The organism is Photorhabdus noenieputensis, from assembly GCF_018448935.1.
Taxonomy (GTDB): domain Bacteria; phylum Pseudomonadota; class Gammaproteobacteria; order Enterobacterales; family Enterobacteriaceae; genus Photorhabdus; species Photorhabdus noenieputensis.
The window spans coordinates 16,665-32,816 of sequence record NZ_RCWC01000035.1; the positions used below are offsets into that span (position 1 = coordinate 16,665).

Below are 16,152 nucleotides of genomic sequence, written 5' to 3' on the forward strand. Positions count from 1 at the left end.
TCATTTTTTTCTATTGACAATAATTGCATCAAAATCGTTATTACGTGTCAGCCACAGAGAAAGTGCTTTCAGCGAATCAGGGGTGAATTCATCACAGCGAGCGGTTATCTCCTCCGGCGTCAACCAGCACACATCATCAATTTCCGCTTCCTGTAAAGCAAACGGACCATGACAGATACAACTGAATAATGCGCCACAAATACGGCAATCCTCCGCTTCATAATAAAAACTACCATGTTCTGCAAAAGGCACACCGGCAATACCTAACTCTTCTTCTGCTTCGCGCCGGGCAGAATCCAGCATATTTTCACCCGCTATCACAACACCACCGGCGGTCGCGTCCAATTTTCCCGGATAAAAATCTTTAGTTATTGTACGATGTTGAACCAAAATCTTTCCCATGCCGTTGTGAACGACAATATAAGTCGCACGGTGTCGTAAACGTTGAGCTCGCATTTGCCGACGCGTAGCCTGAGCAATGACTTCATTATTTTCATTAACGATATCAATCCACTCAACACTCACTACACTCTCTTGATTCTCTTGTTCCATCTTCAAAAAACCTTTTTTATTAGCAAAAAATTGCAAATCCACAAGATGTTTATTTTACTCAAAACAACCAAATCGATAGGGACTCTACGAAGTTATTCGTTTCGGACGGCTCATGCAACCTTTTCGCTAAACTTGAAATAGAACTGTAAAGAAACTGTAGTCTGATAAGATTGTTACTGGTAATGATAACAGGGTTGATAGCTTCACCTTATCAACCCTGAAAATTATAAAAGAGAATTTCAACCATTATCCGTCCATATTTCTCATTATGGCGGCATTATTTCCTAGCATTCTATTATTCGGTTATAAATATCAATTCCCTAATCTTAATATTTAATTTATTCACCTCTGTTTCGTCATAACTCTTTTTCAATCCGCGTAGCAATATTGCTATAACGTGTTAAAGCCAAAATGCCACGTTGATCTTGCAGAGTATCAATAAGTGCCAGTTCTAATTGGTCATCCATATTCAAAAATAGTGTATTACGTTGCCGAATATCAGGAACAATATCACTCCTTTCATCCATTGTTCTTTCAAATAATTGTTTCTGATCCCGATAAACATAATATACATCTGGCACAAACAACTCTGCAATTCTATCACCAATATAATGAACATATTTAAGCATATAGTGGTCAGGTACACCCAAGGCATATTTTAAGGTCGGGTTTGCATTACGTGGAAACCATTTTTTCCTATCATTATCGCTTATCTGTTTGAAAAACGCTTTTTGAATCTCCAATGCTTGCTTCATATTATCTTCCGTTTGATGATTCAATGACGGAATCAAATACAATTTTGCCATGATAGGCAATACCTCCGTAAGCCGTATAAGGTTATTTGAATCATCTTTTTTGAAAGTTTCAATAATAAGATCAGCTTTATAAAAATGAACTATTTCCCCATGATGCAAGAAAACTTCCTGACCTTTTGTCAAACCCAACAACTCAATGGTACTAAATAGATAACCCAATGGTCCCCAATAATTATAAAGCCAGTTATCCAAATCTTTTTCCGGCGGCATAGAGGGAACCAAATCATTTTCATTCACATGACGGTAATGTGTAATATCTTCCAATTCTTGTACCGCACTACGAGTTAATGTCCGAGGCATCCCATAGCTATACAAGCAAGGATAATATTCTTTCAGTTGGGCACTATGTAATAATCCTAAAGCGCCCCCTAAACTATGCCCACAAACAAATACGTCTCGGTCTTTAGCTAAATCAATAATCTTATCAAACACATTTTCATCAGAACCGGGAGCTTTTAACTGACCAATAAGATTAAATGCCTCCCAAAACCCCCTATGAACTTTACCATTATTAATAAAACCACTGCATACACCATCTGGTTCACAACCCAATTTCAATGGTTGATACATAATATCAGTGATGGCGTCATCGACACTTGCCGTCCCTCGCCAACTGATAATAATATCCCGTTGATTAGCTACATAAAATAATTCCGTATCTCCTATTCCGCTTTCACCCGCCTTTGAATCAATAAATACAACATCAGTGTAACGTTCACTAAATGGCACATCATAAACAATGGGAGTACGCGCTATTTTTTCTACCTTACTGGGCAATTGAGATATATCCAGCATCTGTCGGTTAAAAAAATGAGTAATAGAGCCTGCTATATCAACATTATCATCAAAATATGACAGCAATCCCATCAATGCCAAATTATAAGCATTCACCAGGGAATAATCTTTCTGATGATGTAACAATAGTACCCACGCACGAAACGGACACACTTCCAAAACATACCGGCAGTTTGTCGAGAGAACACGAAAACCTTTCGGTACCGGGTCTGGGAAATGATAACGTGGCGGTTTCTCTTCTATCCATTTATCAATGACAGGCAAGCCATCACTTATTTGTCCAATCGTCACATAACGGTGTTGATGACCTTCCGCGTCTGCTTTTGGTTTGACAACTGACGCCCTAATACTGCGTTTTTCCCGTAATGGACGCTGTTCCATTTCATCAGCTAATGGTTGAGCACTGATATATAACGTTACCGCATCAGGGGATAAGTTTTCTTCCCTAAGCAATCCTTGGTTATTAGTCACACCTTTGCGCTCATCTCGCAACCTCCCGCTACTAATCAGACGATAAGGTATATTCACTAATGGATTACCTTGTTCATCAACTAATTGAAACTCCACCCAATTTTCTGTAATTTTTTGGCTATCAATAGTGCCATCTGGGCATAATTCGCTCATAATTATTATTTTCCTTTTTTATTCTGCAATATTGATTCGACGCTTATTATCAGGTCGATACACTAATAATAGTGGGAGAGAAAATTCATTCGCTCAAGTCTGTAATTGCAATAAAATTCAATAAATGCAAAACGAATATCATTATGAAAAACTCAAGGTAAAAAATGGCAGCCAAATAACAATGCAGATCATTGATTTATTTAATTTCACAAACACTAAATCCACAAAAAATAAAAAACACAAACTTATTAACCTGATACAAAATTATCATCACCACAAAACATAAGAAATAACAATTTGATTTACATGAAAAAAGCATTATCCTTACTCACTATCATGGTTAATCATTAAATTTTATCTTTAATGAATCAAATAATAAAAACACCCCATCTATTCCAAGCCAAAATAGCAAAAAAGATCAAGTGATAATATATCATTACTTTATTATTGACATAAATATTATGTCAATTATTTATAATCTATTTTCATTTAAATATTATTTAAAGAATATGCAGATTTTATTGTCCCGGTCATATTAAGTATTTTAGCTTTAAATAAGTTAGATAAAATCTATATATCAAAGTAATAGAAATATTTTACATTTCTATGTTCTTGCCATAGTCATCATATAAAATAGTCATCCCGCAATATGCTCGAACTAGCTCCTTAATCTACCAGGGCTCGGAAATCCTCGCTGAATGCAGTCTTAGCATGTCACTTTATTCCGCTAGGTTTATCACCATATTCTTCATAAAAACCAGCCGTCACCGTATGTTGAAGTCCTACCAAGAACCCATTTATCTGATTAATTCTTACAATATTATTGCCTGTTTTTGATAGACGATCCCGCGCTTCGACCACATAATTTGTGGCAATATTTTACTGTTAATTTTTTTGATGAGATTTATTGATGTCCAAATTAGAAAAATTATGCGCAGATTTTGCCGCTCAAACCAACATTATGTTGAATCTTTCCACCGGTGCAGTGCAATTGAACATTGGTGATTATGGCCCCTGGTGGTTAGAAGTAGATTCAACAGGATCGATGCTGACTTTCCATCATACAGTGGCTTCATTTGTTAATAATGATGCGGAATTTTGGCTCTCATTAAACAGTAATATAAATATACTGGGAGGAGCATGGCTTGCATTACATCAGCCAACGCAAACTATTCGTCTCTGTTTATTACAAGATATAGAACGAATCGATGCTACTGACTTGGCTAATATTCTGGGAAACCTGCAAAAAATAAGAGCCGAACTTCCTTTTCCAGAAATTAAATCCACCACTTCCGCTTCGGCCCACGATATTTTTGTTTGATCTGTTTTTTCAGACCAAAGGGTTCACAGCAGAAAATAAAATAATGGAGAGAAAATATGCCAGATTTTTCAATACATAGAGCTAACACCAGAATAGATATTCATCAAACTGAGTTGCATCAACCAACTGCAACAGATAAAACTAGCCATTGCTGCGAGCCATTATTAAATAATACCATTGATAATCCACTTACAGCGCCGACCTCTATTATCACACGATGGAATGAAAAATCCGTCGTAACCAATAAACAAATTGAAACTAATATTTCTCGTTTAGCTGGCGAAAGCACCGCCGCCCATAAAACGGTTGATTCTCTCTTATCCAACCTGGTGAAACTTTTTGTTCGAGCGGAGGGTAATGAGTTAACCGCAATCACTAAAATGCTTCATGCCTATACCGGTGATAAACCCGGTTTTAGTATTGTCGGTCAGCTTGGCGCAGGTGGATTTACTCGCATCATTAACGAAGCACGGCAGAACGGTGTCGGACCTGATAGAGCAAATACAGAGCCGCTAACACTGAGAGAGAAGGCCACTGCTTACTATGATCTCACCAACTCAGCTTATTTCCGGGACACTCTGGAGAAAATCTATTCATCACCTGAATTGAAATCAGAATTCAAGGATATAATTGATATTGGTTACCTGGAAAGTAAAAACTTTGCGCCGGCTCGCGGTTCCACTAAGGAAAAGCCCTTACCTGATCAATTGGCACTCTACACTTTCAAAAATGAAAATAAATTTAATGCCTCTGAAAACCCCGAATTATATCAGGTGACTAAACAGGTAAATGGGCAAGAAGTTATTAGTAACCCGGCTCTGGCTGGCAATAGTCTGACAAAAGTCCAAAATGATTTCAGAGCACCGGCTCCTGATAAGGATGGGGTCTGGTCAACCGCCGCTTCACTTGAGGCCGATAATCGTTTGACCAATCGGGAGTTGGCGTTTGCCAGTTTAAATCCTCGTAACCGGCTGGATAGAACTGACTATCAATTTGGTCAGTCAGAACCTATCAAAGCACATCAAGAATTAGCTAAGGAAAACATTATCGTACAACGTGGTAACGGTTTTTCTGTCTGGAATGTGAAAGAAAATACCGGATTTTCCAAGGATGCAGCTCTACACAATTTGCCAACTGTCGCTGCACCTTCCGGCACCACAGATCGTTTTATTACTGCGGCCAGGTTGTTGGGGGCGGGCCTGAAAAATGATCTTGCTTTAGGTACGCCTACTAACGGCGAATCAACAGAGCAATCAATTCAACGTGGGGATCGGGAAATGAAAGAACTTACTCGATGGCTGGCAACAGGTTATCTGGTTGATGATAATCATCACTCTATGATTGAAGTGAATCTAGGGGCGGCTAACCACGGTTTAGCGCCTCAGTGGGGATTGAATCTCTATACCGAACCCTTCTCTTCTCCTATACATGCCAAAGGGTTTAGCATATCCAGCCAGGAAATATTGGCAGAATTAGAAGGCCGTGATGATGTCCACACAGATTACTCTACTTTCAGGAAAGATCTGTACGGCGGAAGCCGGGCAACAGTTAATGCGGATGGCAGCATAAAGACGAGCTCCAAATAAGTACGCTTTTATCCAGAAGAAAAGCTGATCACCTCTTTATTAATAGATCTTCCTGTCGTGCTATTCAGGAAGATCATTAACACCGCCACAGCATGCAGACCGGTTAATATAGCAGGAGATGAAAAGGCACATTAAAGAAACCAAGACAACAACCTACCCACTGCAATAATCGTCGCTCTCAGACCAAGAAGGATATCAACATACCTTACACGCAGCACAAATTAATGATAATGTGTGATGCAATTACATGTTCCACTGGAGGTTCCATGATCGATCTGTATTATGCTCCAACGCCAAACGGCCATAAAATCACACTCTTCCTGGAAGAAGCTGGCATTCCCTACAATATCCACCGCATTGATATTGGTACCGGGGATCAATTCAAACCTGAATTTCTTGCCATTTCGCCTAATAATAAGATTCCCGCTATTGTTGATCAGCAACCAATCGATGGTGACAAACCTATCGCTATTTTTGAATCTGGTGCCATTCTTACTTATCTGGCAGAAAAAACGGGCAAGTTACTTAGCAAAGATATGCGTGAACGCATTCAAAGCCTGCAATGGCTATTTTGGCAGGTCGGTGGCTTTGGACCAATGCTAGGACAAAATCACCACTTTAGTCATTTCGCGCCAGAAAAAGTCCCTTACGCGATTAATCGTTATCAGGAAGAGACAAAGCGCTTGTATCAAGTCCTGAATACTCAATTGGAAAAAACACCCTATCTGGGTGGTCAGGAATACAGTATTGCTGATATCTCAACTTATCCGTGGGTTCGTGCCTATGAACGTCAGAATATTGATCTGAATGATTATCCGGCCGTGAAAAAATGGTTTGATGCTATTAGTCAACGCCCCGCCACTGAAATTGCTTATAGCAAAGCTTAATACCTGTCTGCGGGGTAACTATTTCCCCGCAAAACTTGATCCGGCTAACAGATAGCTATATCTTTAACCACAGCCCTTATATCTCTGCTATATGCTATAGTTTTTTATATCAACAACAGTTCTTATATCAACAAATTAGGTTATAGGAGTGGTTATGCATATTTTAATCACCGGAGGAACCGGTTTGATTGGTAGCCGTCTGGTTTGCCAGCTTCTTTCCCTATCCCATTCCATTACTATTCTAAGCCGCTCACCTCAAAAAGTTTATTCTCTATTCAGCAATCAAGCTGAATGCTGGACCAGCCTGAAAGATAAAACCGATCTCAACGATTTTGATGCCGTAATCAATCTTGCCGGCGAACCCATAGCAAATAAATTATGGACTCCAACTCAAAAAGAGAAGCTGTGTCAGAGTCGCTGGACATTAACAGAGCAACTCAGCAAGCTCATTAATGCCAGCCAGACACCACCAGAAGTCTTTATTTCCGGCTCTGCGGTAGGCTATTACGGGGATCAGAATCAAACAGTTGTCACAGAGCATGAGCCACCTCATGATGAATTTACTCATCAGCTATGTAAGCAGTGGGAACAACTTGCATTACAGGCAGCCAGTGATAAAACCCGAGTTTGTCTTTTACGTACTGGTGTTGTGCTGGCAAAAAACGGCGGGGCACTGAAAAAAATGCTTCCCCTGTTCCGTCTTGGGCTTGGTGGCCCTATGGGGAGCGGAAAACAGTATCTGCCCTGGATTCATATTGATGATATGGTGAATGGCATCTATTACCTGTTAATGACGCCTGGTTTGAGTGGTCCTTTTAATATGACCGCTCCTTATCCAGTACATAATGATCAATTTGCCGCAACACTGGGAGAAGTATTGCATCGCCCTACCATTATTCGAACGCCTGCTTTCGTGCTGAAATTACTAATGGGAGAAGCTTCGGCACTGGTACTAGGCGGACAACAGGCCATACCGCATAACCTGGAACAAGCCGGTTTTGGCTTCCGCTATTTTCAGCTAAAAGAGGCATTTCAAGACTTACTGGATACTAAATCTCAACGCTTTTAACCCCTTGCCAGCGGGTAAATAGATCATAAGGCAGCTCGATATCAAACTGATCAAGCACTCGGTTAACCGTTTGGTCAATAATATCCTGAATCTGTTGAGGCTGATGATAAAATGCAGGCACCGGTGGCATGATCACCGCGCCAATTTCCGCCGCTTGAGTCATCAGCCTGAGATGCCCCAAATGCAGCGGCGTTTCTCTCACCCCAAGCACTAACTTACGACTTTCTTTCAATACAACATCTGCCGCTCTGGTCACTAATCCATCAGTATAACTGTGAACAATACCTGAAAGGGTTTTCATTGAGCATGGTAAAATTACCATGCCCAAGGTTTTAAATGAACCTGAAGAGATTGCCGCAGCGATGTCTCTGTTGTCATATACAACATCAGCCAGCGCCTGCACATCCCGTAAACGATAATCTGTTTCAAGTGCCAGTGTCTGGCGAGCGGAATGACTGATAACCAGATGCGTTTCTACTCCTTCAACTGGCTGTAAAACTTGCAGTAGCCTTATACCATAAATGGCCCCACTTGCTCCTGTAAGCCCTACTATCAATCTTTTCATTTTTCCCTCATACAAACACTGAACAACTATCTGACTACTCCCCGCCGTAAAGGGTTTACGGCGGTTTTAGCTAAACCCGAAGGCCATCAACCTTCATTATAGATATCCAGATTTTCGATTTCATTCTGATTATTCAGTTTTACTTCATCGTCTTTACGCAGATTCTCCAGATAATAGAGATAAGTCTGGTCAACGTCTTTGGTAACATAAACACCGTTGAATACTGAACTCTCAAACCCATCAACATCCGGGTTTTCTTCACGAACAGCGTCGATCAAATCGGTTAAATCCTGAAATATCAATGCATCCGCACCAATAAGTTGGCGAATTTCATCCACTTCACGCCCATGAGCAATCAGTTCATTTGCATTGGGCATATCAATGCCATAAACATTCGGGAAACGCACTTCCGGTGCTGCCGAAGCAAGATAAACTCTCTTCGCGCCGGCTTCACGAGCCATATCAACAATCTGTTCTGACGTTGTACCACGCACAATAGAATCATCCACCAATAGCACATTTTTATCGCGGAATTCTGCACGATTGGCATTCAGTTTACGGCGGACTGATTTCCGGCGCTCCTGTTGCCCAGGCATGATAAATGTTCGGCCAACATAACGGTTTTTCACAAATCCCTGACGATAGGGTTTACCGAGTATGCGGGCAATTTCTAGCGCAACATCGCAAGATGTTTCGGGGATTGGAATAACCACATCAATATGCAAATCTTCCCATTCACGGGCAATTTTCGCCCCTAGCTTATGCCCCATTCGTATACGGGCGTTATAAACCGAAATTTTATCAATAAAGGAATCTGGGCGAGCCAAATAGACAAATTCAAATAAACAGGGGGTCAGAGAAGGATTTTCAGCACATTGACGAGTAAATAACTGACCTTGCTCAGTAATATAAACCGCTTCACCTGATGCGACATCCCGCAGGAATTCAAAGCCTAGCGTATCCAATGCAACGCTTTCAGAAGCGACCATATATTCATTACGGCCATCATCCAAAGTACGCTTACCTAAAACCAACGGACGAATACCATGCGGATCACGGAAAGCCACTAATCCATGACCAATAATCATCGCAATGCAGGCATAAGCACCACTCACCTGTTTATGCATTGCCGCTACTGCCGCAAAAATATTGTCAGGCTCTAACGGATAATGCTGGAAGCAATCCAGTTCACTAGCAAAAACATTGAGCAAAATCTCAGAATCTGACGTGGTATTCACATGGCGACGGGCATCCTCAAACAGCTTTTTCTTCAACTCATGAGCATTCGTCAAATTACCATTGTGTGCCAGTGTAATACCAAATGGAGAGTTCACATAAAACGGTTGAGCTTCCGATGCACTAGAACTGCCCGCTGTCGGGTAGCGAACATGACCAATCCCAATTGTTCCCTGTAAACGCAGCATATGCCGGGCTTCAAACACGTCTCTCACCAAGCCATTAGCTTTGCGTAAACGAAACCCATTGTTACCATCAATAGTGGCAATGCCCGCAGCATCTTGCCCACGGTGCTGAAGCACCGTCAACGCATCATAAATCGACTGGTTAACCGGTGTAAAACCGACGATACCAACAATACCGCACATGTAGTTTTTCCTCATCAGCCAAACGGAGAGGTATATTTCTCCGGCAAGAAACTTGACGCATTTTGCAGGTAGTCAAAAAACCACCTAATGATATGACTGAACTGTGGGATCAATTGCGACTGTTTCCAATCCTCACTTCGAGCTAATGGTGTAAATGTATCCAGAAAAAACAGAATAGCAGCGACAATCAACACACCACGCAATGCCCCAAAGCAGACCCCCAGTACTCGATCAGTACCTGACAATCCAGTCCGTTGCACAAGAGAACCTATCACATAGTTCACCACAGAACCGACAATCAAAGTAGCAATAAACAGCAACGCAATAGCGATCCCATTACGCACCAATTCATCTTCAAAACGGGTGAAATAGACCGCTAAGTAAGTATAGAAATGGCTTGCCACAAAGAAAGCACATCCCCAGGTGACCAGCGATAATGCCTCACGAATAAACCCACGAATCAGGCTAACTAATGCCGAGAAACCAATAATGGCGATAATAACGTAATCAATCCAAACCATGTTTTAATTCCAAAATAGACACCTCGGCATCCGTTTCAAGTGCATTCTAACAGAAAACGAAAACGTTTGCGTAGCAAGATTTCCTATCCCACTGAAAATAATTGGGCGGCGAATTTGAGTAATCATCATCACCGCAGTCACTTAATATTTACTTCTTCATGAATATTTACTTCTTCATGATAGTTGTCCTATTCGTCATATAGGCACCACCCACTTTTATTACGGCCTGTAACTCCTTACCTGCCCTTGTAATCCAGTCAAACTTTTCAATTCTGATAATGCTGAGTCAAGTTGTTGCTTAGAGGCATTCGGACCAACATATATTCTCGTTAATTGACCCTGAACCGGAGATGAAGGAACCGTATAAACCTGATAACCAGATAAGCGTAGTCTGGCAACTATCTCATCTACCTTTCCGGCATTTTTCAAAGCTCCCAGTTGTACAATATAAGCCTGCCCTTGCGGGGCGGTTTCAACCGGTTTAACTTCAGGTTTCGGCTCTGGCTTAATGTCTGGTTTAGGTTTAAGCGCCGGGGCTGGCAACTTAGTATCTGGTTTGGGTTCAAGTTTAATCTGTGGTTGAGGCTTCACTTCTGGCTGAACCGCAGGAGGGACTATCGGCGTGGGCTGAGGAGTGGTAACCAATGGTATTTCCGGCTGCTCCAGTGTTTCTGGCTGCCATGCCTCTGTCTCATCTTCCAGAGGCACTGATAATATTGGTGGATTAAGAGGAGGTATAGATTCAATTTCTTGCTCATCCCCCGGCTTTGGAACCAAGGGAATTGATGCAAATTTATCTTCGTTATATTTCTTGTTGCCGTCCAACAACGCAGGTAGCACAATGACACCCAATGCTACCAATACAATTGTACCAACCAAACGATTCTGAAATTTACTTGCCACTTCCTTTCTCCCTGTCCAGAGCCTCCATGACATGCGCTACTGTGTGGAATGAGCCACAAACGACAACAATATCTTGCTCATTAGCATCAGCCATCGCCTGATGCCAAGCACTTTCCACATCAGTAAATAGCTGTGGCTGTTCAAGATACTGAGCCAGTGTCTGTGCATCGGCACCACGGAATTCAGTCAACGGAGCGCAATACCACTCATTTATTTGCTGTGACAAGCAAGTCAGTGTACCGGCAATATCTTTATCACCTAACATACCCACGATGCCAAGGACTCGACTACCCGACTGACGAGGCAATTGAGCCAATCTCTGCACCAGATAAGCCGCCGCATGGGGATTATGTGCCACATCCAAGATCAACAATGGATTTTCACGAACTATCTGAAAACGCCCGGGCAACTGTGCATTTTGCAACCCTTGATGGATGGCGCTCTCATTAATAGCCTGACCGACTTTATCCTCTTGTCGTAACAGGCAACAAATAACAGCCATTGCCGTTGCAGCATTCATCAGAGGAACATTTGGCAAAGGTAGATTGCTAAATAGCCTATCATCAGATTGCCAGTGCCAGTTTTTATCCTGTTGAGAGAAACGCCAATCAATGCCACAGCGGAACAGCTTGGCTCCTAATTCGCCCGCAACTTCCGCAATAGAAAATGGCATATCCGGCTCACCGACCACGGCAAAGCGATCTTTACGGAAAATCCCGGCTTTCTCACGACCAATATGCTCGCGGTCTGACCCCAACCAATCAATATGATCAATTGCAATGCTGGTAATCGCAGCAATATCGGCGTCCACAATATTTGTCGCATCCAGCCGACCACCTAAGCCTACTTCTAAAATGACCACATCCAGACAAGCTTGTTTAAACAGTTGCAAAGCCGCCAATGTGCCATATTCAAAATAAGTTAGTGAAATATCACCGCGACGAGATTCAATATCCGCAAATACACGGCAGAATTCCTGCTCAGGTAACTCTTTCCCCTGAATACGCACTCTTTCGGTATAACGTACAAGATGCGGAGAGCTGTAAACACCCACTCTCAGCCCGGCCGCCAACAGAATGGATTCTATCGTGCAACAGGTGGTTCCTTTGCCATTAGTACCAGATACAGTTATCACCTTAGGCGCGGGGTTAACCAATTCCAAAGTTTGGGCAAGTTTCCCCACACGCTCAAGCCCCATATCAATGGCCTTAGTATGCAGATTTCCAAGATAGGAAAGCCACGTCATCAATGGCGACGTGGCTTGAGGAATTTGTAAAGTGTCAGACATCTTCTTTATTGGTATTTATTTGAATATCCGCCTCAACATCAGCGGGTTCTGCCACAAATTCAGCAACAATTGGCTTAGTACCTGGCTGCGATTGATGAGTTAGTTTAGAAAGTAAACTGGCAAGTGTGTCACGCATTTCAGGACGACGAACAATCATGTCAATCGCCCCTTTTTCCAGCAAAAACTCACTACGCTGGAAACCAGACGGTAATTTTTCACGAACCGTCTGCTCAATAACTCGTGGCCCGGCAAAACCAATCAACGCCTTTGGTTCAGCAATATTGATATCACCCAACATCGCCAGACTTGCTGAAACACCGCCCATTGTCGGATCGGTCATGACAGAGATATAAGGCAAACCACGTTCTTGCATTTTTGCTAACGCAGCACTGGTTTTCGCCATCTGCATCAGTGACATCAATGCTTCTTGCATACGAGCGCCACCACTAGCAGAAAAACAAATCAGAGGACAATTGTCTGCCAACGCCTGTTCTACGGCACGAACAAAACGGGCACCAACAACCGAAGCCATAGAACCGCCCATAAATGCAAATTCAAAAGCAGCAGCAACAACTGGCATACCACTCAGGGTACCTTTCATCACGACCAGCGCATCTTTCTCTTGAGTTTGCTTCTGCGCTGCTGATATACGATCTTTATACTTTTTGGAATCGCGGAATTTAAGAATATCTTTTGGCTCTAATTCCCCTCCCAATTCCGTCGTTGTGCCCTCATCAAGGAGTGTAGCCAATCGGGTTCGCGCCGAAATACGCATGTGATGATCACATTTAGGACAAACCTCAAGATTGCGCTCTAGCTCAGCACGGTAGAGCACCTGACTGCAACTATCACATTTAGTCCAAACCCCTTCTGGGATATTTGCTTTACGAGTTTGGGTAATGTTGCTTTTATTAAGAATTTTTTCAATCCAGCTCATTGAATGATCTTTCCGTCTGAATCTGACTTATGCCAGTTTTGTTATTGTGTGCCATTAAACCACAATGCTATTACAGTGTGGATAAAAAACTGCTCAAACCTGTTACCGGTTATCTGTTTTCTGCTTCATCACCGTACGACGATGACGCCAAATTTCAATCACTCCGGGCAGGATTGAGATAAAGATGATAGCGACAATCAACAGTTTCAAATTCTGTTGTACCATTGGCATATCACCGAATATATAACCAGAATAGGTGAATAACAGTACCCAAACTAGTGCGCCAATCACGTTATAAGCAGCAAAACGACGATAAGACATTTTCCCCATACCTGCAACAAATGGTGCAAATGTTCTGATAATCGGCACAAATCGCGCCAAAATAATTGCCTTCCCACCATGTTTTTCATAAAACTCATGTGTTTTATCTAAATAACTGCGGCGGAAAATTTTTGAATTTGGATTAGTAAATAACCTTTCGCCAAAGATGCGGCCAATAGCATAGTTCACTGCGTCACCAATAACAGCCGCAATAATCATCAATACCACCATAAGATGTACATTCAGATCATTTGAGCCCAAAGCCGCTAAAGCACCAGCAACAAATAACAGTGAATCTCCCGGCAGAAACGGAGTAATCACTAATCCTGTTTCACAAAATAAAATCAGAAACAGAATGCCATACACCCAATTACCATATTGTGCGACCAGTTCGGCTAAATGAATGTCAATATGGAGAATGAAATCAATAATAAATTTAGCAAAATCAACAAAATGAGTCAGAAATTCCATAATATTCCCCGCTATGTCCAAACATCCGTGTCGGCAACTAAAAATGTTAAATCAAATCATCTGCCAGAAACAGAGGCCCCATAACAGCGCCAGGCAAATCAAATTGCGCCGGATAATCGACAGCAACCAAGTACAACCCTGCCGCTTTTGCCGTCGCAGCGGCTTTCGTCCGATCTTTTAAAGCAAGCAACTGGGCCATCCAATTAATATCCTGATTCCCGCAACCAATTTCCATCAGGCTGCCGACAATATTACGCACCATATGATGTACAAAAGCATTGGCTTTAATATCTATGACGACGTAATGTCCGTAACGATTGACATTAATATGCATCACATTACGCCAAGGTGTTTTAGATTGGCATTGAACTGCACGGAAAGAGGTAAAATCATTTTCCCCTAATAAACATTGCGCAGCCTGATGCATCCGCTTTTCATCCAATGGATAGTGAAAATGAGTCACGCCATTAGCCAACACGGCCGGACGATAACGATGATTAAAAATAATGTAACGGTATCGCCGGGCAGTTGCACTAAAACGGGCATGGAAACTCTCATCCACGGTTTTTACCCAACGAACAGCAATATCCGGCGGTAAGTGTACATTCACACCCATTGTCCATGCGGCATCCTTGCGCTGAACAGGCGTTTCAAAATGCACAACTTGCCCTGTTGCATGTACTCCAGCATCGGTCCGACCAGCACAAAATACCGATATAGGTTCATCGGCGACTTTTGATAATGCTTCCTCAAGACATCCTTGAACACTTTTCACTTCTTGCTGACGTTGCCAGCCATAATATCGGCTGCCATCGTACTCAATTCCCAATGCAATTTTCATTTTTGAATCTGGCACAGATTCCGTTTGTTCTGTACCGAACATCAGTAAAATTGCTCCTGAGTCAGTTTTTCCGCTGTTTCAACAGCCATTAATGCACCACCAAACCGGATGTTATCGGCCACAGACCAGAATTGTAATACTTCCGGCATACCATAATCATGGCGCAGACAACCAATACTCAGCGCATCATTACCCGATGCTTCTGTCACTGGAGTCGGATAATCACCTTCATCTGCAACGTTAATATCAACCATCCGCTCTAATTCTTCTCTAGCTTCTTCCACCCCAACCGGACGCAATGTTTCCAAATGGACTACCTGAGCATTACCATAAAAAACTGAAGACTGAACACAACTCACTGAAATGGGTAGTCCCTCATCCTGCAAAATTTTGCGTATTTGATCCACAAGGCGACGCTCTTCATTCACAGAACCTTCAATATCTGTTGGCAACGGCAAAAGATTAAATGCCAGTTGTTTACTAAAACGACCCGGCTCCGGTGGGATGCCGTTAAGTAAACGGGCGCTCTGCCCTGCTAATTCATCAACCGCCGCTTTGCCGTGAACAGAAACAGAGAACAGATTAGTCAAATGCAAACGTGCAATTCCAGCAGCATCCACCAGCGGTTTAATAGCTGTCAGTACCTGACTGGTCATACTGTCTGCCAAGGCAATAATATTTCGGTTACGATAATCCGCCAAGGCATGAGGATTCACCCCTGGAACAACCAAAGGTACATCCGGTTCCATAGCAAACAGTCCACTGCTATCAATCACCAAGCAACCTTCTTCTGTCGCTTTTTCAACATATCGTGCCGTGGCCTCCAATCCAGCGACGAAAAAAGCGAGTTGTACCTGTGACCAGTCAAAATCAGCCGCATCACCAACAACAAAATTTTTACCATTAAAACGCAGGCTTTCACCGGCACTACGCTCACTGGCGAGAGGATACAATTCACCAACGGGAAACTGACGCTCTTGTAATAACGCCAATATCGCTTCACCTACTGCTCCTGTCGCACCCAACAGGGCAATATTCCAACCTTCTGACAT

At 42.4% G+C, this 16,152-nt stretch carries 15 protein-coding genes; 4 read left to right on the plus strand and 11 right to left on the minus strand.

Going from position 1 to position 16,152, the window contains the following annotated elements; translation table 11 throughout:
* Both yfcD and EAE91_RS19065 read right to left on the minus strand, forming a co-directional pair.
* Entirely contained in the window at positions 1-552 is a 552-nt protein-coding gene (gene yfcD, locus EAE91_RS19060) for an NUDIX hydrolase YfcD (RefSeq protein WP_214089864.1), read from the minus strand.
* A gap of 356 nt (positions 553-908) precedes the next feature.
* Entirely contained in the window at positions 909-2,786 is a 1,878-nt protein-coding gene (locus EAE91_RS19065; protein WP_214089865.1) for a lipase family protein, read from the minus strand.
* 910 nt (positions 2,787-3,696) lie between these two features.
* Here EAE91_RS19065 and EAE91_RS19070 point away from each other — a divergent pair.
* From EAE91_RS19070 to EAE91_RS19085, 4 genes are all read left to right on the plus strand, one after another.
* Entirely contained in the window at positions 3,697-4,107 is a 411-nt protein-coding gene (locus EAE91_RS19070; protein ID WP_214089866.1) for a type III secretion system chaperone, read from the plus strand.
* Positions 4,108-4,163: 56 nt separating this feature from the next.
* Positions 4,164-5,693, plus strand: a complete 1,530-nt coding sequence (locus EAE91_RS19075) for a hypothetical protein (RefSeq protein ID WP_214089867.1) — start codon at positions 4,164-4,166, stop codon at positions 5,691-5,693.
* A 266-nt stretch (positions 5,694-5,959) separates the two neighbouring features.
* Positions 5,960-6,580, plus strand: a complete 621-nt coding sequence (gene yfcG, locus EAE91_RS19080; RefSeq protein ID WP_214089868.1) for a GSH-dependent disulfide bond oxidoreductase — start codon at positions 5,960-5,962, stop codon at positions 6,578-6,580.
* Between the two features lie 154 nt (positions 6,581-6,734).
* On the plus strand, positions 6,735-7,649 hold the full coding sequence (locus tag EAE91_RS19085) for a TIGR01777 family oxidoreductase (protein WP_214089869.1): 915 nt from the start codon (positions 6,735-6,737) through the stop codon (positions 7,647-7,649).
* Here the strand turns inward: EAE91_RS19085 and EAE91_RS19090 are convergent.
* The 9 genes from EAE91_RS19090 to EAE91_RS19130 all read right to left on the minus strand — a co-directional run bounded on the left by EAE91_RS19090 (position 7,630) and on the right by EAE91_RS19130 (position 16,152).
* The gene (locus EAE91_RS19090) at positions 7,630-8,214 is read right to left on the minus strand and encodes a UbiX family flavin prenyltransferase (RefSeq protein ID WP_214089870.1); all 585 of its coding nucleotides are present in this window, start codon (positions 8,212-8,214) and stop codon (positions 7,630-7,632) included. The genes EAE91_RS19085 and EAE91_RS19090 overlap by 20 nt on opposite strands.
* Before the next feature lie 86 nt (positions 8,215-8,300).
* Entirely contained in the window at positions 8,301-9,818 is a 1,518-nt protein-coding gene (purF, locus tag EAE91_RS19095) for an amidophosphoribosyltransferase (protein ID WP_214089871.1), read from the minus strand.
* A 14-nt stretch (positions 9,819-9,832) separates the two neighbouring features.
* Complete coding sequence (cvpA, locus tag EAE91_RS19100; protein WP_036778783.1) at positions 9,833-10,339, minus strand: colicin V production protein; 507 nt, start codon at positions 10,337-10,339, stop codon at positions 9,833-9,835.
* 219 nt (positions 10,340-10,558) lie between these two features.
* Positions 10,559-11,242, minus strand: coding sequence for a cell division protein DedD (gene dedD, locus EAE91_RS19105; protein ID WP_214089872.1), 684 nt, complete (start codon positions 11,240-11,242; stop codon positions 10,559-10,561).
* Positions 11,232-12,530 (minus strand): bifunctional tetrahydrofolate synthase/dihydrofolate synthase, encoded by a 1,299-nt coding sequence (gene folC / locus EAE91_RS19110; protein WP_214089873.1) that lies wholly within the window; start codon positions 12,528-12,530, stop codon positions 11,232-11,234. Before folC ends, dedD begins: the two co-directional genes overlap by 11 nt.
* Positions 12,523-13,467, minus strand: a complete 945-nt coding sequence (gene accD / locus EAE91_RS19115) for an acetyl-CoA carboxylase, carboxyltransferase subunit beta (RefSeq protein ID WP_214089874.1) — start codon at positions 13,465-13,467, stop codon at positions 12,523-12,525. Before accD ends, folC begins: the two co-directional genes overlap by 8 nt.
* 102 nt (positions 13,468-13,569) lie before the next feature.
* Positions 13,570-14,259: a DedA family protein gene (locus EAE91_RS19120; RefSeq protein ID WP_214089875.1), complete on the minus strand. Its 690-nt coding sequence runs from the start codon at positions 14,257-14,259 to the stop codon at positions 13,570-13,572.
* A gap of 46 nt (positions 14,260-14,305) precedes the next feature.
* Positions 14,306-15,100, minus strand: a complete 795-nt coding sequence (gene truA / locus EAE91_RS19125) for a tRNA pseudouridine(38-40) synthase TruA (RefSeq protein WP_214089901.1) — start codon at positions 15,098-15,100, stop codon at positions 14,306-14,308.
* A 41-nt stretch (positions 15,101-15,141) separates the two neighbouring features.
* On the minus strand, positions 15,142-16,152 hold the full coding sequence (locus tag EAE91_RS19130) for an aspartate-semialdehyde dehydrogenase (protein ID WP_214089876.1): 1,011 nt from the start codon (positions 16,150-16,152) through the stop codon (positions 15,142-15,144).

Bases quoted from the DNA above. Each gene is read 5' to 3' on its own strand.
- EAE91_RS19090 (WP_214089870.1), bottom strand. From the start codon at position 8,214: ATGAAAAGATTGATAGTAGGGCTTACAGGAGCAAGTGGGGCCATTTAT.
- cvpA (WP_036778783.1), bottom strand. From the start codon at position 10,339: ATGGTTTGGATTGATTACGTTATTATCGCCATTATTGGTTTCTCGGCA.
- truA (WP_214089901.1), bottom strand. From the start codon at position 15,100: ATGAAAATTGCATTGGGAATTGAGTACGATGGCAGCCGATATTATGGC.
- EAE91_RS19075 (WP_214089867.1), top strand. From the start codon at position 4,164: ATGCCAGATTTTTCAATACATAGAGCTAACACCAGAATAGATATTCAT.
- EAE91_RS19065 (WP_214089865.1), bottom strand. From the start codon at position 2,786: ATGAGCGAATTATGCCCAGATGGCACTATTGATAGCCAAAAAATTACA.
- EAE91_RS19085 (WP_214089869.1), top strand. From the start codon at position 6,735: ATGCATATTTTAATCACCGGAGGAACCGGTTTGATTGGTAGCCGTCTG.
- purF (WP_214089871.1), bottom strand. From the start codon at position 9,818: ATGTGCGGTATTGTTGGTATCGTCGGTTTTACACCGGTTAACCAGTCG.
- folC (WP_214089873.1), bottom strand. From the start codon at position 12,530: ATGTCTGACACTTTACAAATTCCTCAAGCCACGTCGCCATTGATGACG.
- EAE91_RS19070 (WP_214089866.1), top strand. From the start codon at position 3,697: ATGTCCAAATTAGAAAAATTATGCGCAGATTTTGCCGCTCAAACCAAC.
- EAE91_RS19130 (WP_214089876.1), bottom strand. From the start codon at position 16,152: ATGTCAGAAGGTTGGAATATTGCCCTGTTGGGTGCGACAGGAGCAGTA.
- EAE91_RS19120 (WP_214089875.1), bottom strand. From the start codon at position 14,259: ATGGAATTTCTGACTCATTTTGTTGATTTTGCTAAATTTATTATTGAT.
- yfcD (WP_214089864.1), bottom strand. From the start codon at position 552: ATGGAACAAGAGAATCAAGAGAGTGTAGTGAGTGTTGAGTGGATTGAT.
- yfcG (WP_214089868.1), top strand. From the start codon at position 5,960: ATGATCGATCTGTATTATGCTCCAACGCCAAACGGCCATAAAATCACA.
- accD (WP_214089874.1), bottom strand. From the start codon at position 13,467: ATGAGCTGGATTGAAAAAATTCTTAATAAAAGCAACATTACCCAAACT.